Origin of the sequence: Ohtaekwangia sp. (genome assembly GCF_036786105.1) — a bacterium.
GTDB lineage: Bacteria > Bacteroidota > Bacteroidia > Cytophagales > Cyclobacteriaceae > Ohtaekwangia.
Window position 1 is genome coordinate 1 of record NZ_DAIQRQ010000004.1, and the last position, 24,640, is coordinate 24,640.

General features: G+C 43.7%; 20 protein-coding genes. 13 read left to right on the plus strand and 7 right to left on the minus strand.

From position 1 onward, the window contains the following. Positions 1–167 precede the first annotated feature (167 nt). Both V7Q33_RS02890 and V7Q33_RS02895 read left to right on the plus strand, forming a co-directional pair. Positions 168–1,334, plus strand: a complete 1,167-nt coding sequence (locus V7Q33_RS02890; protein ID WP_331983322.1) for an MFS transporter — start codon at positions 168–170, stop codon at positions 1,332–1,334. A 78-nt stretch (positions 1,335–1,412) separates the two neighbouring features. After that, the gene (locus V7Q33_RS02895) at positions 1,413–1,613 is read left to right on the plus strand and encodes a hypothetical protein (protein WP_333818840.1); all 201 of its coding nucleotides are present in this window, start codon (positions 1,413–1,415) and stop codon (positions 1,611–1,613) included. A 7-nt stretch (positions 1,614–1,620) separates the two neighbouring features. On the opposite strand, the gene V7Q33_RS02900 is transcribed toward V7Q33_RS02895, so the two are convergent. Both V7Q33_RS02900 and V7Q33_RS02905 read right to left on the minus strand, forming a co-directional pair. Next, complete coding sequence (locus tag V7Q33_RS02900; RefSeq protein WP_333818841.1) at positions 1,621–2,106, minus strand: YdeI/OmpD-associated family protein; 486 nt, start codon at positions 2,104–2,106, stop codon at positions 1,621–1,623. A 140-nt stretch (positions 2,107–2,246) separates the two neighbouring features. Beyond that, positions 2,247–2,801: an RNA polymerase sigma-70 factor gene (locus V7Q33_RS02905; RefSeq protein WP_331983318.1), complete on the minus strand. Its 555-nt coding sequence runs from the start codon at positions 2,799–2,801 to the stop codon at positions 2,247–2,249. A 111-nt stretch (positions 2,802–2,912) separates the two neighbouring features. On the opposite strand from V7Q33_RS02905, the gene V7Q33_RS02910 reads away from it, so the two are divergent. The 4 genes from V7Q33_RS02910 to V7Q33_RS02925 all read left to right on the plus strand — a co-directional run bounded on the left by V7Q33_RS02910 (position 2,913) and on the right by V7Q33_RS02925 (position 12,692). After that, entirely contained in the window at positions 2,913–3,875 is a 963-nt protein-coding gene (locus V7Q33_RS02910) for a FecR family protein (RefSeq protein ID WP_333818843.1), read from the plus strand. Between the two features lie 42 nt (positions 3,876–3,917). Continuing rightward, positions 3,918–7,418: a SusC/RagA family TonB-linked outer membrane protein gene (locus V7Q33_RS02915; protein WP_333818844.1), complete on the plus strand. Its 3,501-nt coding sequence runs from the start codon at positions 3,918–3,920 to the stop codon at positions 7,416–7,418. 84 nt (positions 7,419–7,502) lie between these two features. Next, positions 7,503–9,044: a RagB/SusD family nutrient uptake outer membrane protein gene (locus V7Q33_RS02920; protein ID WP_331983312.1), complete on the plus strand. Its 1,542-nt coding sequence runs from the start codon at positions 7,503–7,505 to the stop codon at positions 9,042–9,044. Between the two features lie 156 nt (positions 9,045–9,200). Next, positions 9,201–12,692 carry a VCBS repeat-containing protein gene (locus tag V7Q33_RS02925; RefSeq protein WP_333818845.1) on the plus strand — a complete coding sequence of 1,164 codons (3,492 nt, stop codon included), beginning with the start codon at positions 9,201–9,203 and terminating at the stop codon, positions 12,690–12,692. Between the two features lie 6 nt (positions 12,693–12,698). Here the strand turns inward: V7Q33_RS02925 and V7Q33_RS02930 are convergent, their stop codons facing one another. The 3 genes from V7Q33_RS02930 to V7Q33_RS02940 form a co-directional block, all read right to left on the minus strand. Continuing rightward, positions 12,699–13,115 carry a VOC family protein gene (locus V7Q33_RS02930; RefSeq protein WP_333818846.1) on the minus strand — a complete coding sequence of 139 codons (417 nt, stop codon included), beginning with the start codon at positions 13,113–13,115 and terminating at the stop codon, positions 12,699–12,701. A 45-nt stretch (positions 13,116–13,160) separates the two neighbouring features. Further along, positions 13,161–13,655, minus strand: a complete 495-nt coding sequence (locus V7Q33_RS02935) for an SRPBCC family protein (RefSeq protein WP_333818847.1) — start codon at positions 13,653–13,655, stop codon at positions 13,161–13,163. A gap of 151 nt (positions 13,656–13,806) precedes the next feature. Further along, positions 13,807–14,232: an SRPBCC family protein gene (locus V7Q33_RS02940; protein WP_331982931.1), complete on the minus strand. Its 426-nt coding sequence runs from the start codon at positions 14,230–14,232 to the stop codon at positions 13,807–13,809. 473 nt (positions 14,233–14,705) lie between these two features. On the opposite strand from V7Q33_RS02940, the gene V7Q33_RS02945 reads away from it, so the two are divergent. The 5 genes from V7Q33_RS02945 to V7Q33_RS02965 all read left to right on the plus strand — a co-directional run bounded on the left by V7Q33_RS02945 (position 14,706) and on the right by V7Q33_RS02965 (position 18,629). Continuing rightward, positions 14,706–15,950, plus strand: coding sequence for a nucleoside permease (locus V7Q33_RS02945; RefSeq protein WP_331982933.1), 1,245 nt, complete (start codon positions 14,706–14,708; stop codon positions 15,948–15,950). Between the two features lie 236 nt (positions 15,951–16,186). Continuing rightward, on the plus strand, positions 16,187–16,663 hold the full coding sequence (locus V7Q33_RS02950) for a DUF6934 family protein (protein WP_331982935.1): 477 nt from the start codon (positions 16,187–16,189) through the stop codon (positions 16,661–16,663). A gap of 25 nt (positions 16,664–16,688) precedes the next feature. Then, positions 16,689–16,853, plus strand: coding sequence for a hypothetical protein (locus V7Q33_RS02955; RefSeq protein WP_331982937.1), 165 nt, complete (start codon positions 16,689–16,691; stop codon positions 16,851–16,853). Between the two features lie 148 nt (positions 16,854–17,001). Next, entirely contained in the window at positions 17,002–17,346 is a 345-nt protein-coding gene (locus V7Q33_RS02960) for a YciI family protein (RefSeq protein ID WP_333818848.1), read from the plus strand. 44 nt (positions 17,347–17,390) lie between these two features. Next, on the plus strand, positions 17,391–18,629 hold the full coding sequence (locus V7Q33_RS02965; protein ID WP_333818849.1) for an RNA polymerase sigma factor: 1,239 nt from the start codon (positions 17,391–17,393) through the stop codon (positions 18,627–18,629). A 27-nt stretch (positions 18,630–18,656) separates the two neighbouring features. Here V7Q33_RS02965 and V7Q33_RS02970 read toward each other — a convergent pair whose 3' ends face one another. Next, positions 18,657–20,246 (minus strand): Na+/H+ antiporter, encoded by a 1,590-nt coding sequence (locus V7Q33_RS02970; protein ID WP_331982943.1) that lies wholly within the window; start codon positions 20,244–20,246, stop codon positions 18,657–18,659. Positions 20,247–20,480: 234 nt separating this feature from the next. Continuing rightward, entirely contained in the window at positions 20,481–21,887 is a 1,407-nt protein-coding gene (locus tag V7Q33_RS02975) for an RtcB family protein (protein WP_333818850.1), read from the minus strand. 128 nt (positions 21,888–22,015) lie between these two features. Between V7Q33_RS02975 and V7Q33_RS02980 the strand changes: the two genes are divergently transcribed. Together V7Q33_RS02980 and V7Q33_RS02985 are read left to right on the plus strand one after the other, a co-directional pair. Then, on the plus strand, positions 22,016–22,720 hold the full coding sequence (locus tag V7Q33_RS02980; RefSeq protein ID WP_333818851.1) for a carboxypeptidase-like regulatory domain-containing protein: 705 nt from the start codon (positions 22,016–22,018) through the stop codon (positions 22,718–22,720). A gap of 150 nt (positions 22,721–22,870) precedes the next feature. Next, complete coding sequence (locus tag V7Q33_RS02985; RefSeq protein WP_333818852.1) at positions 22,871–24,613, plus strand: WYL domain-containing protein; 1,743 nt, start codon at positions 22,871–22,873, stop codon at positions 24,611–24,613. The last annotated feature ends 27 nt before the right edge of the window (positions 24,614–24,640 follow it).

Here is a 24,640-nt window from a genome sequence, read left to right on the forward strand (position 1 = left end):
CAATCGGTATTCGCATAGCGTGCAATCGTTTGGCTTCCGTTATTCAAAAAGAATTTCCGGTATTTCAGAAAACATGTTGATCTTCGTGTCGAATTTTTTTGTTAGATCGATAAGCAACGCGGTGGCTACACTGTGTTTGATCTGAAAAGAACCACATTAAATATAGTATGAAAAAAAGTCTGTTTGCACTACTTCTGGGAGGTTTGGGCATTGGCACCACCGAATTTGTGATGATGGGACTATTACCCGATATCTCCAATAACCTGGACGTCTCTATTCCCGTGGCGGGGTATCTCATTTCGGCGTATGCCCTCGGCGTTGTAATTGGCGCCCCTTTGCTGGTGTTTATCGCCGGAAACTATCCTCCTAAAAAAATATTGATTGTTCTGATGATCCTGTTCACCGGTTTCAACGGGCTCTCCAGTCTCGCTCCCGGATATATACCTTTATTCTTTCTGCGCTTATTGTCCGGACTTCCACATGGAGCGTTCTTCGGTGTAGGTGCAGTAGTGGCCAGTCGCCTGGCCGATAAAGGAAAAGAAGCACAGGCAGTATCGATCATGTTTGCCGGGTTGACTATTGCAAACCTCATGGGAGTTCCTCTGGGCACCTATCTTGGGCATAATTACAGCTGGCGGTATTCATTCCTGCTGATAGCCATCATCGGATTGATAACATTACTTTGTCTTCAACTGTGGATGCCAAAATTGGAGAACAACAACAAGTCAAACATAGCTGACCAACTTTCATTCTTTAAACGCACTGACGCCTGGCTGATTATCATCATTACCGCTATAGGTACGGGCGGATTATTTTGCTGGATCAGCTATATAGCGCCGTTGCTCACAAATGTATCCGGCTTTACGCCTGATCAGGTGCCATATATACTTTCACTGGCTGGCCTGGGTATGCTTGCAGGCAATCTGTTAGGCGGATGGCTGGCGGATCGGTATTCTCCCGCTAAAACTTCTTTTGCCTTATTGTTGTGCATGGTGGTTTCGCTTATGCTGGTATCATTCTTTTCCGAATACAAAAGCATATCATTAATGATGACGTTTTTAACCGGTGCATTATCTTTCTCGTTGGCAGCCCCCATACAGATGCTCATGATCCAGACAGCACGTGGTGCCGAAATGTTCGCTGCTGCTGTGTCGCAGGCATGCTTTAACATAGGCAATGCGCTGGGTGCTTTTCTTGGAGGGCTTCCATTAACGATGGGATACTCTTATACTTCTCCGGAATGGATCGGTATACTGATGGCGCTTACCGGCGCAGCTGCTGCAGCTATATTAATACGGGGTACACAAAAAAGTATAATAGCCCAGGCTTCCTGAACCCCGTGCAACAATAAATTTACATGCACCAGACATTGCGTCAGGTGCATTTTCATTTACTTGTGATATGTTTGTCTTATGAATACTGCCAACAGCTTTCTCGATTTACTGGCTGCACCTGCGAAGCGTGCCTTGCAACGTGTCGGTATAAAAAGGCTGGAGCAGCTTTCCTGGCTAAGTGAAAAAGAAGTGCTTGAATTACACGGCATGGGACCGGGCGGCATCGCCAAATTAAAAAAAGCGTTGGCAGAGAAGGGTCTTTCCTTTCGAAAGAAATAAATTTCTCCTATTCCGGTTCGCGCTGATGTGGCTTCAGGCCCCGCAGCAGTTTGTTTATAGTTTTCGTCATGCGATCCACACGTGTATCTATCTTCCGGGCGGCGTATATATAATTGACATAGTACCTGCGCTCGCTCTCGGAAAGAGCATTAAAAAATGCAAGCGCCTCTGGTTCATCCTGCAAACACAACATCATTTCCTCCGGAACTTTCAGCGGGTCTTTATCCGGATAAAGTATAACATGAACATAATCGCCTTCTTTCTTTTTGATTGCCTTCCTTATTTCCGCTTTTACAGGTAAAAATAATTTTCCCTTTCCCATCGGCATCAGGCTGCATTTCTCTATAGTATATCCATCTATAGTTCCTTTCACCTTTACCCAGCCAAAAGGTTTTGTCTTGTCTTGCAATAGTTGAGGAATGCGTGCGTATGTCCACCCGCCTTTACCAGGAAATCTCTCTAATTTATATTTCTTGTCTACAAGAGGTTTCATCCTTCCGCTGTGAAATGGTCAATTTTTCAAAGCTATACATCTGTCCTATAATAATATCACACCGCAGGCCTTTACAGGATATAGCATTCGCTGTATTGATTGGTTTTAAAAGCCATCGGGTCTACGGGAGAAAAATATAATTACCGAGGGGGCGATAAAAAAATTAACAGGATAATCAGATCACCAACATGGATGCGCAGGTGCTTCAAAGCGCTGGTTATATGATACTCTACGGCTTTAGAAGACACATGAAGGCGTTTGGCTATTTCATCATTCGTGTAACGGTCGAATCGGCTCAACCGGAAGATCGCCTTGGTAGTATCGGGCAGTTTTTCTATTTCAGAATTAATCAAACTCAATGCCTCTTCGTATTCCAGTTGCTCTTCTGTACAATGCGTTTCAACTTTTAATTGCGAAGCAGCACTTTTTTTCAATTTCTGCTGGCACGATATTTTGTCGAACTGGTCGTAAATTTTGTTTTTGAGTGCCCGGTATAAATATGCATTCAAATCTTCTATTACCGGTAGTTTATCTCTTCGCAACCATAATTTCACAAAAACATCCTGCACAACCTCCTGGCATATACTACGGTCTTTAAAGTAGCAATAGCAGAGATTATAGAGCTTGCTCCAATAGGCATCGTAGATTTTTTCAAAATCCTTTTCCGTCAATATAGAGGTCTTCTTAGGAACCATAGGGTTTGGCTGAGGAAGCAATGAAATTAGATAAAAATTTATTTAATAAAAAGTTGCAATCGATTTAGGGAGTGCGAATGCGACAACCGTCTTCCTGAAAAATTATTGCGGATGAACCAGGAACAAATCGCACAACTGCTCGAAAAACTTCGGGCGGGTACGGCAACATCTTATGAAAAAGCGCTGTTGGAAGAATTTTGGGAAAAAGCTTCGGCTGACAGCAGTTTCACGGATAGCCTCTCGTCAAAGGAAAAACAGACTATTAAAGAAGAGCTCTTCGCAAACATCAAAAGCCAACTGCAATGGCAGGAAAAGAAAAGTGTGCGATCACTTTATCCTTCTCTATTATATAAGGTTGCAGCCTCCATCTCCATTATTGTAATAGTTTCATTTCTATGGCTCTATCATTCAAATACAATAGAGTATAAAACCGGGTTTGGAGAAAAACTTACGGTGGTGCTACCCGATCGGTCCACCGTAATACTTAATGGAAACTCCTGTGTGCGCTATGCAAAAGGATGGAATGAAGAAAACACACGTGAAGTATGGATTGAAGGTGAAGGATTTTTCTCTGTGCAGCATACCAAAAATCATCAGAAGTTTATTGTTCATGCTGCGCGGCAACTCAACGTTGAAGTGCTCGGCACGAAATTCAACGTCAAAGCTCGCTCCCAAAAAATAGAAGTGATGCTGGCGGAGGGAAAAGTAAAACTTGACCTTGCTGATAAAACCAACGCGCACGCATCATACTATTTACATCCGGGAGAACTGGCCACCGTACACAACGATAGTTTTAGCATGCGCCCGGTGCAGCAGGCCAATCATATTGCATGGCTGAAAAATAAATTGCTGTTCGATGAAACATCGCTCGGGGATATTGCGGAAATACTGGAAGAAGCCTACGGTCTGCATATTGCCTTTCAACAAGAAGAATTAAAAAACAGAAAGCTTTCCGGAGAAATATCCTCTGCCACCGCAGAAGATATACTGAAAGCTATTAGCGAAACATTCAATCTCACGGTAACACGTAACGGACAGAACGTAACACTTTCTCAACAAAACGAAACTCTATAAGAAGTCTATACCAGGAATTACATCAACCAAACCCTATATGATATGAGTATACAGTACAAATTCTGCGATCGTTTGTCACTCTGTCTTTTGCTACTGCTGTGCAGCCCACTCTACGCAGCTGTTGCGCAGGCTCCTATTTTCGCCAATGCCGAAGTTTTGGAACCTGAAGCCCAACGTAAAGAAACACGCCCGTTGCTGGAAATACTGGATGAAGTCCGGCATCACTTTCATGTATCATTTGTATATGAACCTTCTACCCTGGAAGGAAAAGAAGTAGCGGCGCAAATCAATTACAATGAAAAAATTGAAAGCATCCTCAATTATGTACTCGGATCCGCTGGCTTGCAATTCAAAAAAATCAACAGGCATACATACTCTATTTTGCCGAGGCAGGCACAAAAGCGAACACATGATGCTGAAGTAAGCGCGGGGGAATTACTGCCCACACTATATGGCGAATTTATGTCGGCTGATGAATGGAACACTGTTTCCGATGTCATCCAGGATATAGCAATAACCGGTACAATAACAGATGATGCGGGCGAGCCGCTACCCGGTGTAAATGTATTGATTAAAGGAAGTTCTGTAGGCACCACCACCGATACTGAAGGTAAATATTCATTGATGGTGCCCGACCAAAATACAGTCCTGGTAATAAGTTTCATTGGCTACATACAGCAGGAAATTACGGTTGGCAATCGTACTGAGATAAATGTAAGCCTCGCACCTGACGTAAAGCAGCTCGCAGAAGTTGTAGTGGTGGGATATGGAACACAAAAACGATACTCTGTAACCGGAGCCGTAGCCAGTGTATCATCACAAGATGTGGCGGCACTACCCGTACCGGATGTAGCAGCCGCTATACAAGGCCGCGTGGCCGGTGTTTCAGTCGTGAATAATGGAAGCCCGGGCACTGCGCCGATCGTTCGCATACGGGGTGTAGGCTCTATATCCTATAGTGCCGATCCTCTTTATGTTATTGACGGCATTCCTTCAGCAACCAATTTGAGTAACTTTGATACAAAAGATATAGAGTCTGTCGAAGTACTGAAAGATGCAGCCGCGGCCGCTATATATGGATCGCGCGCTGCCAACGGTGTTATACTGATCACAACCAAAAAAGGATCGAGGGATAACAAACCGCATGTTACAATTGATTCCTACTATGGCGTACAAAGTCCGTGGAAAAAACTTGACCTCTTGAACCGCGATGAGTATGTGCGATATGGAACACAACTTATTACCAATTCCGGAGGAACACTACCGGCACATCTTGTAAATCTGAATGAACCAATCTATGCCGGCGCTACACAAACTTATGCACAGACCGACACTGACTGGCAGGATGAAATGTTTCGAACGTCCCCCATCACTCAGTCGCAGGTAACGCTTTCAACCGGCAATGAAAACCTGAAACTGTATACCTCTGCGGGATACTTTAAACAGGATGGTATTATGCTCGGCACAAACTTCGAGCGTTATAATTATCGTCTCAACACGGAGTTCAAATTAAGTAAGCGCTTTACTTTCGGACAAAACCTGAGTCTGTCATCCAGTGCTACCCGCGGAGAAAATCAGAGCGGTGGCCGCACACAGATACAACACATCATCCACCAGGTGCCCTATATACCGGTGATGGATCCTACCAAGTTGGGTGGTTATCGTGCACCGGACAACAATGACGGTGCTGACCCTGAAAATCCTGTTCGTATCGCCGTGCAGGATCTGAACAAAACCTATGTTACCAGTGTATTTGGCAATGCATATCTCGATGTCTCAATCTTTGATGCATTGAAGTATCGCTTTACCGCTGGCGTAAATTACGCCGTAACGCGTATTCGCACCGACCTGCCTATATATAACGATGGCTTTAGCGGAAGAAATAATCATCAGCTCACAGACAACCGCGGCAGCAGTTACTCGCCTATATTCTCAAATCAGTTAACCTTTGATAAAACATTCGGTAAACATTATCTAAACGCCATCGCAGTAGCGGAGCGCCAGAATTTTAATGATGATGGATTGAACATCAGCGCCAACCAATCCAGCAACGCTATCAATCAATTGCGTGGTGCTACTAATGCCACCATTAATGATGGCTTTCGTAATGAACGCACGCTATACTCCTACCTGGCTCGTGTTAATTATGAATACGCCAGTAAATATCTGTTGAGCGTATCATTCCGCAGGGACGGATATTCTGCTTTTGCGCCAGGCAAAAAATGGGGAAACTTCCCCGGAGTTTCCGTGGGCTGGCGCATCAGCGAAGAGTCATTCATGAAATCCGTACCTACTATTTCAGAACTTAAAGTTCGTGCAAGCTACGGATCAATCGGGTTTAGCGGTATAGGTCCATACGACTGGGTATCCACTATCGGCCTTAACACAGGCTATCCGTTTAACAATATCAGTCCGGGTGTAACAGGAAGTTTCTTCGACCGGCTACCGAACTACAATCTCGAATGGGAGATTACGAAAATGACAAATATAGGACTTGATATAGGGGTACTCGACAACCGCGTAACATTCTCCATAGAAGCCTATAACCGGCAGGTTGATAACCTCATTCTCGCAGTGCCACTGGCACCATCACTGGGCTATACGCAAACTTATCCTGCCAACATTGGTTCTATGCGTAACCGCGGGCTTGAGTTCCAGGCAACCTATGCAAAGCGTACAGGAGACTTTCACTATACTGTGTCTGGCAATATAGGGATGACACGCAACAAAGTGCTTCACCTCGATAATCCTTCGTCAACGATCTTTGCCGGCAACAATGCAGACTTCGGCGGGTTTGACATCACCAAAACAGAAGGAGGCCATTCTATACAGGGATTCTATGGCTGGAAGACGGATGGTATATTTCAGAGCCAGGAAGAGATCAATGCAGCCAATGCATTGGATGGAAACTCCACTACCGCTTACCAGGACAAAGCAGCTCCCGGTGATATACGGTTTAAGGATATCAACGGAGATGGTGTAATCAATGCAAGCGACAGAACATACCTGGGCAGCTATATACCAAACTTCAACTATGGCGTGAACATCTCGGTTGACTATAAAAATTTCGACTTCTCAATGTTCCTGCAAGGTGTGCAGGGCAACAAGATATATAACGGTACCAAGGTGCTTTCACAAGGTATGCTGCGTTTGTTCGGTGCAGATAAAGCTGTGCTGAATGCATGGCGCCCAGATAACACCAACACAGATATACCTCGTGCCATCAGTGGCGATCCCAATCAGAATTCCCGTACATCTGATCGCTTCATTGAAAGCGGATCGTATATGCGCATCAAAAACATCAGTATCGGATATACAATCCCGACCACAACACTGCAATCGCTCACCAACGGATCGCTCAACAAAATACGCATCTACATATCGGCGCAAAACCTGGTAACCATCACCAAATATACCGGCTACGATCCCGAAGTAGGTACACGTACCAACAACAATGCCACGCCTTTGCTAACCAACGGTGTTGATTACGGTCAATATCCTTCGGCAAGAACACTTATGGCTGGTCTCCAAATAGGTTTTTAAAAAATCAGAAATGATTTGTACTTCATTCTATTTCCACACCACCCAAGCTAGCGGCTGGCAACCAGCCGCAAAAAAATAAGTCTTATGAAAAGAAATATAGTATATCTGACAATCATCATGAGCTTTCTTGCAAATTCCTGCAGTGAAAGCGACCTGAACAGAAAAACGCCGAACAATTTTACGGTAGATACATACTATAAAACAGCAGCAGAATTATCTACTGCACTCACCGGTGTGTATTCTATTTTGCAAAGCACCAATCTCGTTTCGCGCGAGTGGTTCTTCCTCAACGACCTTCGCTCTGATGAAATGGCCAGCGGAGGCGGTCAACTGGAAACACCGCGTAACCAGATATTGATAGGATCACACAATCCATCAAACCCTATACTTACCAGCGTGTGGACGGAGCTATACCGCCTCATTCACCGGGCCAACGGTGTAATCGTAAAAGGCGCTGATATAGCCATGGACGAGACACTAAAGAAACGCTATATCGCCGAGGCGCGCTTTCTGCGTGCATGGGCATACTTCCAATTATATCAATTCTGGGGAGGGGTGCCGCTCTATACACAATATGCCGAAACAATCAACGATACAAAACCCAAATCACCCGCGGCAGACATTTATAACTTTATAGTGTCTGAGCTTATCGCCATACAAAGCGATTTGCCGCAGTCTTATTCCGGTAATGATCTCGGCAGGGCAAGCCGTATTGCTGCGCAAACTTTACTGGCAAAAACATACCTGTTAAACCTTGACTATACCAACGCAAAACCTTTACTGGAAAGTGTTATAGACTATGGGGAAAGCGTAAGCGGAGGCAATCCACTGATGGACGACTACTTTGATAACTTCCGCGAGGAAACCGAGTACAACAAAGAATCGATCTGGGAAGTATCGTATACATCCAACGGAAACTATAACTGGGATGCCGATGGAAATACCAGCGGCCCTAACGACTCGTGGATACGCTCGCAGGAATATTCTGCTATTGGCTGGCGAAACCTGATTCCTTCCAATAAACTACTGGCAGAATTTGAAGATGATGATCCACGTCTGAAATTCAATTTTTACTTTACAGGTGATACTTATGGAAACCCTTCTTCTCCTAAAATACTCACAGCAGGAGATCAACGCGGGGATGGTTCTATCTTTAAAGGAGTAGCGCAAAAGATAAGCTGGAAGAAATACTCCATCATGTATAAACTTGACCCAGGCGGATTTTACGACCAGATCGGCATCAACTACCGTATGTTCCGCTATGCAGATGTATACTTGATGGCAGCAGAAGTAGAGAATGAAATTGGCACACCGGCACAAGCCATTACCTATCTGAATAAAACCCGTGCACGTCCGAGTGTTGATATGCCACTATATCCTACAGCGGATTATCCCACAGGAACAAAGGATGAAATCATGAAAGCGATCATGCACGAGCGTATGGTGGAGCTGGCAGGTGAGGAAGTACGTAATTTTGATATACTCCGCTGGAGAAAAGCAGGGAAATTTACTACCGATCCCCTGTCATACTTTGCACCGAACAAGTACGAACTGTTACCTCTTCCACAATCTGAAATAGACAATAACGACAAGATTGATCAGACCGACCAAAACCCCGGGTATTAGACTGTTAGCATAACTATATTGTATGCCGGCCGCTGATAATACAGGGCCGGCTTTTTTCTTTCGAATCCTCTATGAAATGTTTAGCGCACGATGAAATATGTGCCGGATTATATAATTTAAGGATAAGTCAACCAACTCATAAACTGCTATCGCCTCATGCGTCACTATATATGTAGTTTTTTCGGCCTGCTTGCACTGTTTACAGGATGTAGCCAAAGCAAAACACAATTCCATCTGCTGGATGCATCACGTACCGGTATAGATTTTAGCAATGTACTGACTGAATCAGACACCATGAACGCGTTGCGATTTGAATATATATACAACGGAGGAGGCGTAGGCATTGGCGATTTCAACAATGACGGGCTCATGGATGTGTTCTTTGCCGGCAATATGGTTAGCAGCCGGCTATATCTGAATCAAGGTGAATTTCATTTTAAGGATGCAACCGAAGATGCACATGTGCAGACAAAGTTTTGGTGTACAGGCGTATCCGTAATCGACATCAATCAAGATTCTCTGTTAGACATCTACATCGCTACCATTAATCCGCATGCAGATAAATCATCGCCAAATTTGCTTTTTCTGAACAGAGGCATTGGCGAAAATGGCATTCCGGTTTTTGAAGAAGTTGCTGAAAGAGCAGGATTAGCCGACAGAAGCTATTCAACACAAGCTGCATTTCTTGACTATGATCTGGATGGAGACCTGGATATGTATTTACTTACCAATGCGCTGGAGTTATATACGCGCAACACGCCTATTGGCCAGCAAAGCAATGGAAAGGGCAAAAGCGTTGACAAGCTCTTTCGCAATGAGGGAACAGGTAGCGATAATATACCCGTCTTCAGCGAAGTGTCGGGTAAAGCCGGTGTACTGGCAGAAGGCTGGGGACTCGGCATTGTAGTGAATGATTTTAATGATGATGGCTTTCCGGATGTATATACTGCGAACGATTTTCTGTCCAACGATCATCTGTATATTAATAACCGCGACTCAACGTTTACGAATCAGGTCAGCAAATACCTCAAGCATCAGGAATACAATGGCATGGGCGTAGATGCCGGTGACATTAACAACGATGGCCTGAACGACATTGTGGCCGTTGATATGATGCCGGAAGACAACCTTCGTCAAAAAACCATGTTCTCTTCTATCGGTTACGACCGCTTTATGAAGAACCTGCAGATGAATTATCAACCACAATATGTGCGCAATGTATTACAACTTAACAACGGCAACGGTACATTTAGTGACATCGGATACCTGGCTGGTATATATGCTACCGATTGGAGCTGGAGCGCACTCATTGCCGATTATGACAACGATGGATGGCAGGATATATTTATCACCAACGGATACAAAAAAGACATTACGGACCTGGACTTTGTTGCCTACAGCAGCGAATCCTCCATGTTTGGCACAGACGAAGCGCGTCTTCAGAAAGCCATACAGGTATTGAGTGGGCTGGAAGGCGTAAAGAAGCCTAATGGTATATTTCGAAATAACGGTGATCTTACCTTTACAGATCAGGCCGCGGCATGGGGAATGAATCAGCCATCGTATTCAAATGGTGCAGCGTATGCAGACTTCGATAACGATGGCGACCTTGACCTTGTCACGAATAACATTAACGATAAGGCTTTTGTATATCAGAATACAATTACCAACGATGAAAATAAAACCGGTCACTATCTGCGGATAAAATTACAGGGACATCGCGGAAATCTGAATGGACTGGGAACCAAAGTAGAGATCCGTACGCGTGGTAAAAAACAATATCGGGAGCACCAGGTTCATCGAGGATATCAGTCCAGCGTAGAACCTTTTATTCACTTTGGTCTGGGAAGTAACACAATGATCGATACGCTAAAAATTATCTGGCCGGGAGGCTACGCACAGGAGGTCTACAAGGTAAAGGCCGATCAAACCATAACACTCTTCGAAAAAGATGCACAAAAAACAACACCCTTATTGGCGCAACGGAATACACTTTTTAATGAAGTATCTGCAAAATATAGTATTCGCTATAAACACACGGAAGATGACTATATAGATTTTAAATCAACCGCTACATTACCACGCAAATATTCACAGGACGGTCCCGGTATAGCAGCAGGTGATATCAATAATGATGGGTTGGACGACTTCCTGGTAGGTGGTGCGGCTCATAAACCAACACGGGCATTCCTTCAACAAAAAGATGGCACCTTTTCAGCTATAGCAGCGATTGAAAAAGATCAGGAGGATATGGGTTTGCTTCTCTTTGATGCAGACCATGACAGTGACATGGACCTATATGCCGTAAGCGGAAGCTCGGAATTTGGCAAAAGTGGTTCACGCTATCAACACCGGCTTTATCGCAATACCGGCAATGGATTCACAATCGATACGGCTTCCCTGCCACCTGTAGAAAGCAGCGGAAGTTGTGTTATTGCAGGCGATTACGACCGTGATGGCGACCTTGATCTGTTCGTGGGAGGACGCGTGCGCCCATTGGAATATCCGCAGTCACCAAGAAGCTATATTTTACAAAATGATGGCAAAGGGCATTTTACAGACGCTACAGCATCTTTAGCGCCATCACTTCAAAATATAGGGATGGTCACTTCCGCTCTTTGGACTGATTTTGATAATGATGGCTGGATAGACCTCGCCATGGTAGGCGAATGGATGCCTATATCGTTGTTTCACAATGAGCAGGGAAAGAAGTTCACTACTGCTTATGCAGGCCAACCAGGATGGTGGAATAGCATAACCGGCAGCGACTTTGATAACGATGGTGATACCGACTATATCTGCGGAAACCTGGGATTAAATTCTATATACCAGGCTTCCACATCCGAACCCGTGTGCATTTACGCAAAAGATTTCGACAACACCGGATCATTTGATCCTTTCGTCACTCGCTATATCCAACACAAGGAATACCCGGTATACCCGCGCGAAACCATGACTGACCAGATGGCCGGCTTAAAGAAGACACTTCGAAAGTATAGTTTGTATGGCAGCAAAACTTTTGCCGATATCTTTCCGTCTGAAACATTGAAAGACGCCATTATCTATCAGAGTAACCAAATGGCATCCTCGTATATGGAAAATGTAGGCAAGGGAAAATTCAAAATATCACCACTTCCTGTAGCTGCACAGTTATCGCCTATATTCGGCATTATTACTACGGATATAAATAACGACAGCTATATGGACGTGCTCGCCGTTGGCAATTCATACGCAGCCGATCCGCTAACAGGATATTACGATGCCGGCATTGGAACCTGCATGCTCGGCAACGGCAACAGCACTTTCAAAAATATACCGGTAACACAAAGCAATTTCTTTATAGACAAAGATGCCAAAGGATTGATTGAGCTGGCCGGCTCGCACAACAATCGTTTATGGATCAGCACTATGAACCGTGACAGCCTTCGCGTGTTCGAACGAAATACAACAAAAAACGCAACCATTCTGAGAGCAAAACCTCACGATGCTTACGCTGAAATTATCTTCCATAATGGCACAACCCGCAAGCAGGAACTCTATTATGGCTCAGGATATCTATCGCAATCATCCAGGATAATTGCCATACCGGAAAATACAAAAGAGGTTTATATAGTTGATTTCTCGGGGAATAGGAGAAAGGCGTACTAATACTTACTATGCTTTTGGCATTTTAGATATGTCCATATACAGCACGTTCCAGCAATGGCCATCGAGGTCGGAGAAGACCATACCGTACATCCATCCCTGGCTGTCGCCAGGGCCATTCACAACTGCGCCGCCGGCAGCTTTTACTTTGGCGGCTATAGCATCTACTTCAGAGCGACTCTCCGCATCAAAAGACAACAACACTTCTGTCGATTGTTTTGTATCGGTAATCGCATGGTTCGTAAAGCTCTTGAATGTTGGTTCTTCAAAGAGCATCACTACTATATTTTCATTACCCATCAGCAAACAGGCCGAGTTTTCACCACCGCCTGCATGTGGGTTAAATGAGAAACCAAGTTTCGTAAAAAATTCTTTCGACTTCTTTACATCTTTTACCGGAAGGTTGATCCAAAATTCCTTTGTCATATAAATCAGGGTAAATATATAGTTTAGTAAATGAGCTATTAAGTTTTACGACACTTTGACGGTCAGCAGTTCATCGAGGCGGGCAAAGCCTTCACTTAATCCTCTTTCCATTCCAGACATGATCATACCATCGCGCGCCATCAGCGAACGAAACACAGAGTGCATCACCAGCCGTGTGCGGTTATTCGGAAGCACCTCAAACAACGCAGTATCCAGGCTTACATGCCCGCGTTCAGGCAATCCTTCAAATTCAAAAGTTTGTATCACACGCTCGGGAGCGATGGCTTCATGCACTACGCCATTAAAAGCATATTCATTGCCTTTTCCATCAGCATGGATATACCTGTAAGAACCACCGGTTCGTATGTCGTATTTATCAATGCGCATTTCCATATTCAGGGGCCCGAGCCATTGCACCACCAGATCGGGCTCAACAAAGGCACGGTATACGGCTTCGCGCGGAGCATCAAATTCGCGGTAGATATAGAGCTCTTGTTTGCCAGGTTCGGCAACAATTTTAATTTGATTCTTGGACGTCATCGTTTGACTTTTTAGTTGATTCTGTTTTTTACTAATAAAGCATCGAGCTTACTAAAGTGGTGTATCCATACGTTACGAAGGGCGAGTGAGAGAAAGCTACCTTTCGGCCTTCTCTCCTGCTCACAAACAATACATGTGGGCCAGTAAGTGCTTAGTTAGCTTCGGTATACTTTCTGAAATTATCCAATATAGCCTGCCAGCCTCCACGTTGCATTTCGATCGGATTGACACCTTCTGCTTCGAAAGTCTCTGTTACTTTCGTTTCATTTCCGTCAGGCGTAAAAACCACTTTTACTTTGCGACCATCAGCAATGGCATATTCAATCACTTTGTGTTTTTCAACGTTGGTATATACACCGTCAAAGTCAAAGCTCATGCTGCCATCTTTAGCAGCCATGGTAGTTCTGAATTTACCATCCGTACGCAAATCGTTATCCGCATACGGCACATGCCAATCGTCTGATGCCTGGCACCATTTTGTGATGTGTTGCGGTTCACTCCAGGTTGCCCATACTTTTTCAACAGGTGCCTTCACGACTGTTTCAACGGTGATTTCGATTTTTTCTGTGGTTTCCATAATGCTATTGTTTATTGTGATGATTACGTTGTTTACATGACAAACTTATGACAAGAAATTCAACCCGGAGTTGGTGGTTAACGACATTCTATAGGGTTGATCGCGACAAAATGAATTATCTATCCATCAACAGAAAAACTCATGGCGATCAATAGCGGCAGTCGCGCATTAGTCCGTGCATATATTCACTGAAAACTTATTAAACCGAATCGCTTTTTCCCGTTTCAGAATCAGGGCTGATCCTGTTCAAAAAAAAATATTTTCGATTACGCCTGCCGGTCAAATCATTGCGGAAGTAATTAAAAAATCCATGGAACCGTTTGATATAAAGCAATAGCAACAACAATAGCCGTTTCTGATCTATATATTCTTCACACAGATACTAAAAATTCTTAATTTTTGAATAAAATGCCTTTATATTGGCGACTTCAAAAACCTGATAATTAAGAATTTCTACCCGAACCCGAACCTTGATGAATATTAAGAACCGTCTTATCCTCATGAATTTCCTGGAGTTTTTTGTCTGGGGTGCCTGGCTGATCTCCATGGGCGGTTATATGATCGTTACGCTCAAATTTTCCGGAAAAGAAGTAGGCAGCATTTACGCCACTATGGGAATTGCCTCTTTATTTATGCCCACCATTATGGGCATTGTTGCCGACCGATGGGTAAATGCCGAGCGCCTTTTAGGAATTTGCCACCTCGTTGGTGCAGCCGCTTTATACTACGCAGCGCAGATCACAGATTATAGCGCCATGTATATTGCCATGCTGGTGAACTCCATGTTTTACATGCCCACCATTGCGCTCAACAATTCGGTATCGTATGCTGTGTTGCAGAAGGAAGGTATAGACATTGTAAAATTCTTTCCGCCCATTCGCGTGTGGGGAACCGTAGGGTTTGTGGTTGCCATGTGGGTAATTGATCTTGGCAAATGGTCGTTGAGCCCGATTCAGCTTTATGTAAGTGCAACAGCCGGCGTAGTGCTGGGGCTATATGCTTTTACATTACCTGCCTGCCCACCAACGCGTGCCCAAAAAAGCAAGTCACTACTCTCAACGCTGGGGCTGGACGCTTTTATACTTTTTACCAAACCAAGAACAGCGATCTTTTTCTTCTTCGCTATGTTTCTGGGAGCAGCATTGCAGATTACCAATACATTTGGCGAAGCTTTTATCCACGACTTCAGTGCCAGTTACCCGGATTCATTTGCAGTGAAACATCCCAGTATACTGATGTCTATCTCACAGATTTCGGAAACACTGTTCATTCTTACTATACCTTTCTTCCTACAACGCTTCGGCATAAAGAGAGTAATGCTTATAAGTATTTTCGCCTGGGTGCTGCGCTTCGGATTGTTTGGTATAGGAAACCCGGGAGATGGATTTATACTGCTGGTGCTCTCCATGATCATATACGGAATGGCATTCGACTTCTTCAATATTTCCGGTTCTCTTTTTGTAAAAAATGAAGCCGACAACTCCATTCTTTCAAGTGCGCAAGGACTGTTTATGTTTATGACTAATGGTCTGGGTGCTTTTCTGGGAGGTATGCTTAGCGGATGGGTTGTAGATTATTTTACAACGGAAGGCGTTCGCGACTGGCAGAGTATATGGTTCGCTTTCGCGGGGTATACATTGATATTGGGAATTGTATTTCCATTTATGTTCAAATATAAACACGATCCTGCGCTGGCTGCCAACAGCGCCCATGCGTAGAAAGTGTTATTGTAGTATTTGCAAAGAGAGCCGGCAACCGCTGGCTTTTTTATTGACGCCAGGTATTGTTTCTGCTTATCTCTTGCAATTATTCTGAAATGTTGTATGAAATTGCAAGAGCATTAAATAGAGATGTGAGAGATTTTTTGGCACCAAGTAAGTAAAACATCTATATTGGGAACCTATATATAATTATTGGATATCTGTATATATCCAAACATGAAAGTTGTTTGTGAATGATTGAAAATACTTACCCGTTTCTGAATGATGGTTATATAGCCGAAAGAGACGAATTATTCTTTATTTTTCTTAGTCAAGGAAAAGAAGTGATCCCTAAACTTGTAGTATTCTCACCCATCGAAAAAGGCGGGCAACGATATTATAATTGGGGATTTGGCGATATGATATACGATAATGAATCTGGCAATTTTCGTATAGATGACAAAGTTCAGAGTAATAATGGAGACGCGGTGACTACATTTTATACAGTTATATCAACACTATCAATTTTCTTTGATCACTCACCTAATGCAATGGTACATATCGAAGGAAGCAACAAGCAACGAGCTGAAATATATAGGAAAATTATAACGAGGCATTGGAAACAAATCGAACCTCTTTACGAAATAAAAGGGGGTTCAAATGGGGGAATTGCGTCTTTCAGGGATGGATTGTCATTTGAATACCTTTTAGTTTCGAAGAGAAAATTGTAACTTTAAAATGCTAACAGTATCTAAAATGGCTACACTAGCAAAGCAGAATAAGAAAAATAAACTGACTAACGAAAAATTGGGGCAGTTACAAGACTTCGTCCAAAAGTTAGAGAAGGGAGAGATTGCTCCTTTTAAAGATAAAATTGAACGGGCCCGGAGAAATTTAAAAAAGGCAGGTTTGATCAAATAGGATCATTTTTTCCTTGCAAAAAGAAACTTCAAGAGACTTTAGTAGTCTCTTTTTTATTTAAAAAATTATCTCGCTTCCGTCCAATCCCCCGAAAACCATTTGTCTTGGAGTTGAAAGTCAATTATGTTCAACTTAAAATTCTCAACAAATGAAAGAGTTCTTATTAGTATTCCGCAGAGAGTCTGCAAGCGGCAACCAGTTATCGCCAGAACAATTGCAGCAAATCACCAAGCCGTGGCAAGACTGGATTGGCAGCATTGCTGCTCAAAACAAGCTTTCGGCACGCGGCAATCGCCTTGAACACAGCGGCTCTGTAGTAAAGCCGAATAATGTAGTTACCAACGGGCCCTATGTAGAACTGAAAGAAGCCATTGGCGGCTATAGCATCGTAAAGACCGATACATTGGAAGATGCGATCGAACTTGCCAAAGGTTGCCCAATCCTCACTGTGGGAGGCTCTGTGGAAGTGCGCCCAATCATTTTAATGGACTAAAAATCTAAAATGCCTCTGTACCTTGCAGAGGCATTTATCTTTCTATGGAGAACGGCGAACTTATACCTCACTTATTCCGGATGGAGTTCAGCAAGATTGTTTCTGTGCTGGTAAAAGTTTTTGGCCTGGAGCATACCGAAGTAGCGGAAGATATAGTGAGTGAAACGTTCTTGCTTGCGGCAGAATCGTGGGGACAAAAAGGTATTCCTCAAAATCCAACTGCATGGCTATATACCGTTGCAAAAAACAAGGCAAAGAATCACTTGCATAGAGAGTCCATTTTCGCCAAAAAGGTGGCGCCACAAATAACATCCGGGTTGCCGGTTGGTGATGAAGTGGAAATTGATCTTTCCGAACAGAATATACAGGATAGTCAGTTGCAGATGATGTTTGCTATCTGCCATCCCAGCATTCCTATAGAATCGCAGATCGGGCTGTCGCTTCGTATTCTCTGCGGCTTTGGCATTGATGAAATTGCCGATGCTTTCCTCACCAATAAAGAAACGATCAACAAGCGACTGTTTCGCGCCAAAGAAAAGCTTCGTGAAGAGCAGATAAAAATGGAGATGCCCTCACCTTCCGAAATACAGGAGCGACTTGATGCTGTGCTTAAAACACTATACTTGCTCTTCAACGAAGGCTATCATCCCTCCCTGCAGAATGCTGTTATACGCAGAGATCTGTGTGTTGAAGCCATGCGACTCAACTATATGCTGGTAGAGCATTCGGCTACCAATATACCAGAAGCCAACGCATTGCTTGCACTCATGTGTTTTCATGCTTCACGCTTTGATGCGCGCACCGACCAGAATGGAGAGCTTATTCTTTATGCAGACCAGGATGCAAGCCTCTGGAACCAGGAACTCATTGTTAAAGGAGGTATATATTTGAACCAGGCCGCGCGCGGCACACGTCTCTCCAAATATCACCTGGAAGCTGCCATCGCTTACTGGCATACACACAAAGATGACAGTGTTGAAAAATGGGAAAATATACTGCAACTTCACAATCAACTATTACAGCTGGAGTACTCACCGTTAGCAGCATTAAACAGAACATACGCACTCTCAAAAGCCAACAGCATTGAAGAAGCCATTCGTGAAGCAGAAAAATTAAAACTCGATTCCAATCATTTATACTTCACACTGCTGGGCGAGCTGTATGCTTCTGTTGATCGCGCAAAAGCGAAGGTTCACTTTGAGCAGGCACTTTCGTTCGCGAAATCGGAAGCAGACAAAGCAATCCTGATCCGGAAGCTTGAAGCATTGGCCGTTATACCTTGATCGTTATGGTGAGCAATATGCAACCTGTTACTTGTTGTATTTAACACGTATTTTTTCTTCTTCTATATCCAGCATACCGTGATATTTCCTGATCACTTCTTCCTCCAGAGATGTATCCTTATTAAGCTCATGAAGTAACGTGCGTTGCTGCTCCAGCATCTGCAGGTAAACTTCCGGGAATTCTTTATGATCAACGGAGGCGCGGATATCTTCCAGATCGTTTTCCAGGCGAGCTTTCAATTGCTGCAACGGTATACTTTGAGCCAGCACCTGTTTGTGGTTTTCTTCCAGGAATCTCAGACTATGAGCGGTCAGTTTCTCAAGAATCTTCTGGCTTTGTAGTTCTTCCGGCAGGAGTTGATCAGGGTCTTCCAGTTTCATCCAGCGGATTACCAGCGGTAGCGTAAGGCCTTGTATAATCAGTGTAAACAGGATAACGGTAAATGTGATGAACAGGATCATATTGCGCTGAGGGAAAGCCGTACCATCAGAAAGGTATATAGGCACCGACAGTGCCGCCGCCAGCGACACCACACCCCGCATACCTGCCCAGCCTATTACAAAAGGAGCCCGCAAGCCCGGCCGGTTATCGGCTGTGGTAATGTAGCGACTAATAAAAATCGTAAAGTAAGCCGCAAACAACGTACAGCCTATACGTGTTATCATCAGCACGACTGAGATTAACAAACCATATCCTATCGCTTCCGACAGGCTAACTGAACCTAGTTGATGAACTACTTCCGGCAGCTCAAGGCCAATGAGCATAAATACCAGTCCGTTAAAAATAAAACTCACAGCCGCCCATACTGTGCTACCCCGAAGCCGGCTTCGGTGGCTCAAAAATAAATGGCTTCTGGCCGAAAGGAACAACCCGCCACTAACTACAGCGAGTACACCGGAGAAATGAAAGTGCTCTGCTGTAAGATACATCACATACGGAGCCGATAGTGTGAGCACGATATCGATGTTAGAATCGGTTGGCAGCCATTTGTGAATAATGAAATATACCATACCAATGGCTAATCCTATTGCTATACCTATTACAATAACCAGGACAAAATCGAGTGCAGCTTCGTGAAAGACAAATCTACCTGTATCCACGGCGATTAACGCGAAGCGGAACACCACAAGGCTGGATGCATCATTCAGTAAACTTTCGCCCTCTAATATAGACGACATCCGCCTGGGTACTTTTACATACTTGAGAATGGCAGAAGCGCTCACCGCATCGGGTGGCGATATAATGCCGCCCAATAAAAACCCAAGCGCCATAGTAAATCCGGGAATTACAGAGCTGGACACCAACGCAACCACAAAAGATGTTACGATTACCACCAGAAAAGCAAAGCTGCCGATAACTCTCCTCCACCTCCAAAATTCCTTCCATGAAGTATACCATGCCGCTTCATACAACAGCGGCGGCAGAAAAATAATAAAGATCATTTCCGGTTGAATGCGTATGGCTGGCATGGCCGGCAGAAAACTTAAAACGAGGCCACCAATAACCAATACTATCGGATAGGCTATGCGAAGTTTCTGCGCCAGCATAATAAGTACCAGTATAGCACCTACCAGTATTATATATTCAGTAAAAACACCGGGTATATCGGTTTGCATGAAAGTAAAGGGTTACGTTTTGTAACTTCTAATCAAATCAATTAAACTATATAAGTCAAAAATTCCCGGGTCGGAATTTCTGAGGAAGCGTTATTCACCAGAATTATGATTTTCAACCAATCGTTGAAAATTCGAGCAAATGATACTACTTGGTTAGTAAAATACAAAGGCCGCCGGGCGGCCTTTGTTGGTGATTTAAAAACGTGTTCATATTCATTTATATCCTTCCTATCACTAATCAACTTCCTTAAATCGTTCATCGCCACACATACGTACGATCTTGGGCATGAAGGATCCAAGTACATCAACCAGGTCTTTCTGTGCATTCATTACCTGATGTATATCCTTATAGGCCATTGGCGCTTCGTCAAGGCCGGAACCGATCAGCTCTACACCTGCCTGCTTCAGAAATTTATTTACCTGCCCCGGAAGTATAGTCTGCTTGGCTTTGGTACGCGACATGGTTCTGCCCGCTCCGTGTGATGCAGAGTTTATGGAAGCAGCGCTCCCTTTGCCACGAACAATAAATCCGGGTGTAGCCATGGATCCCGGAATTATACCGAGTACACCTTGTGCTGCCGGTGTTGCTCCTTTGCGGTGCACAATGATCTCGTTGCCCACTGCATCTTTTTCTTTCCATGCAAAGTTATGGTGGTTCTCAATCATTGCCATTGGCGTTTCGCGCAATGCAATGGCTACTCGCTCATGTATCTGGTGATGGCAAGCCGAGGCATAGTCGCCCGCCAGGTTCATGGCAAGCCAATACTCTTGCCCCGCTTCCGAATCAAGGTCGAGCCATGCCAGGTGCCTTGCTTCTTGTGGAAGCTTGCAGACATTCATCGCAATATCGGTATAGTGTCGTGCAATGCTGGCCCCGAGTCCACGCGAACCGGAGTGTGACAGCAATGCTATATAGGTACCAGGAGTAACGTTAAACTCGTTTATAGCACTGATTATCTCTACGATGCCAAATTCAACAAAGTGATTTCCACCTCCGGAAGAACCGATCTGCTGCCATGCACGATCTTTTAGCGCACGCACTACGGTAAGTTCACTAAATTCTTTTCGCTCAAAAATGGCATCGTCTTTCGGCTTTTGGAACGTAGCCACCCCAAAACGGGTATTGTTTGTTAATACTTTTTTAAGATCTTCTCTCTTTTCATTCAATACAGTTGTCGGTATATTATATAGCGTCATACACATACGGCAACCTATATCTACGCCTACACCGTAAGGGATTACCGCATTATGTGTAGCCAACACACCACCAATGGGCAAACCATATCCCTGATGGGCATCGGGCATCAACGCACCTGCTACAGTTACCGGCAGTTTCAAAGCTATTTCCATTTGTGTTAATGCACCCTGTTCAATGGCATCCGCTCCATATATCTGATAAGGCTTAACCTCACTTGACAATGCGACAATATCTGTTACTGGCTTCATGATAGCTTTGGCAAGTGCGGAAAGCTTTGAATCTTCCAGAAATGATGCTGGATCTTTTAGCACCTGCCCAAACAACAAGAGAACATCTTCGCGGCTCTTATCGCCATACTCTTTTGTTACGAGTTGAAGCGCTATACCAATAGCCTTGCCTTCTGCGAAACCTGCGTTTTTAAGATCTGTTCCTGTAATAGTCATAATTGTTTTTATTTAACGATCCAAAATTCTGCACAGGATGCGCAGTCTTTTTGCGCAGTAAAAATCTTTAAATCTTTTATGGAAAAAAGGCGTTCCCGTCATCTTCCCGATACTAAATCTAATATCAAATGAAAGATCGCTTTACGCTTACCATTCCCCAACCGTGCCATGAAAAATGGAGCAACTTCAGCAAGACAAAGCACGGAGGTTTTTGCTCAAGCTGCCAGAAAGAAGTGATTGACTTTACAACCTGGGACGAAGATCGGATCAAAGAATATTTCGTGAAGCATTCCAACACTTGTGGCCGGTTTCGTTCCAATCAATTGAAAGAGTATACGTCTACAACGCCCAGTTGGATGCCTGGCCCTATATTCGGTATATTCCTGATGTTTTTAGCCAATCCGTCAAATGCTTTGCCGCCAGCAGCACCCCCTATACATTCCGAAAGAACTTTATTCCCGGAAAACGATCAACATTTGCAGATTGATACTATAGGTGTTAGAGTTATAAAAGGAACTGTACGTGCAGCATCTGATACTTCACTAATGCCAGGTGTAAATGTAGTCTTAAAAGGAACATCCCATACAACGGTAACGGATCATGAGGGGAAATTTACACTTAGTATCCCTGATGGTGTCTACTCAGACACTATTGAATTTTTATTTATAGGCTATGTTAATTCTGAAATAAACCTATCACAGACCACATCTTTTGATGTCGTGATGCATGAAGATGTTGTTGGCTTTTCCTACCCTGTGACCGCGGGAGGAGTGTGTGTACGCAGATTCGGACTACGAAATATCTGGTGGCGAATCCGGAATATATTTCGGTAAACATCTCTTTTCCGTTTATAAACCTCCCCTTCCATTCGAAGGGGAGGGCAGCGCATTCACAATCATCATGTCATTCAATTGACGATTCAAAATTGTTGTTCTGCTGCGCAGTCTTTTTGCGCAGTGAAAATATTTTTGTTTTTTTATGCCATGCCTGTCAACCGTAACGCTTTAATCCGCTATCGTACTATCGACAACTGTCTGCGAAACAGACATCGCAGATGGACACTGGAAGACCTTATCGATGCATGCTCCGAAGCACTTTATGAATATGAAGGTATTGATAAAGGGATGAGTCGCCGATCCATTCAGATGGATATACAAATGATGCGCAGCGACAAGCTCGGATACAATGCACCGATCATTGTGCTGGAGAAAAAGTATTATACGTACGAAGACCCGGAATATTCTATTACCAATATACCACTCACTGATCAGGATCTTGGTAAGCTTACCGAGGTGGTAGAAATATTACGACAATTCAAAGGATTCAGTCATTTTCAGGAATTAAGCGGCATGGTACAGCGCCTGGAAAGCAAGATTCACGCTGCCAAAACAAACCAGGAACCCGTAATTGATTTTGAGAAGAACGAAAATTTGAAGGGGCTTGAACATATTGATACGCTTTACAAGGCTATTACCAACCAATGTACAGTAGAGCTTTGTTATCAATCGTTTAAAGCGCGAAGCGCCAGTACATTTCCTTTTCATCCATACTATTTGAAAGAGTATAGAAATCGCTGGTTCGTGCTCGGCGTTCGTAAAAAGAATACACCGATTTTAAATCTTGCGCTCGATCGTATCATCAGCATTAAAGACTGTGAACTGAAATATATACCGCGCACTAAGTTTCATCTGCCTACATATCTTCATGATGTGATTGGCGTATCGGTGAATGAAAACGGGCAGGCGGAAAATGTGGTGCTCCATGCTGATAATGAAACAGCGCCCTATATTATTACCAAGCCGTTGCACCACTCCCAGCAAGTTATAGAAACGCTTCCCAATGGTGTAGTGTTCTCGTTGAAAGTGCAACTTAACTTTGAATTGGAGCGCGAGATACTGGGATTTGGCAATCGCATTAAGGTTATTGCTCCTGAAAGACTCAAGCGCAGAATTAAAGATACGTTGGAACGCGCGCTCGATCTTTACCAATACGAATTCAACAATGCATCGCTACAGAACAATATTCAGAAGTTAAGCAAGACGGGTTCGGTTATTCTTCACCATGTGTTTGGCAAAAAGGAAGTGAACCAGATCAAGATGATGCTTCACAATCATCTAAGAGCAACGGGACAACCAGAGAATGTTCATGCTTTACGAAATTTATTGCAGGAAATTCCTGAGCTGAAAAACTTACTACTTAATTCCAATCTGCAGCATATACTTAAAAAGATCAATGCGAATCTCTTCCTTACGAAAGCTATATTTTTCGATAAGACGCCAGAATCAAACTGGTATGTAACCTGGCATCAGGATATTTCTATCCATGTAAAAGAAAAGATAGAAACGGAAGGATTTACCGGCTGGACTAAAAAGGGAGACAGCTATGGCGTTTGTCCTCCGGAAGAAATTTTGAAGGACACGATTACGATTCGCATTCACCTTGATGACACGAATGACACAAACGGTGCTTTGAAAGTTGTTTTAGGGTCGCACAATAAAAAATTATCTGATGAAGAGATCAGCCTCATTACACAAAGTTCAATTCCCTATACATGTGAAGTTGCCGCGTGTGGTATCCATATTATGAAGCCACTGTTGTTGCATGCATCTTCCAAAGCAAGAAGTCAAAAACACAGAAGAGTTGTTCATCTCGAATTCAATACGGCTGATCTTCCCAATGGGCTTGAATGGGCCGAAAAGACGGAAATAAATACATCTGCAAACTAGATTATTGATATAAACTAACCCGAACCA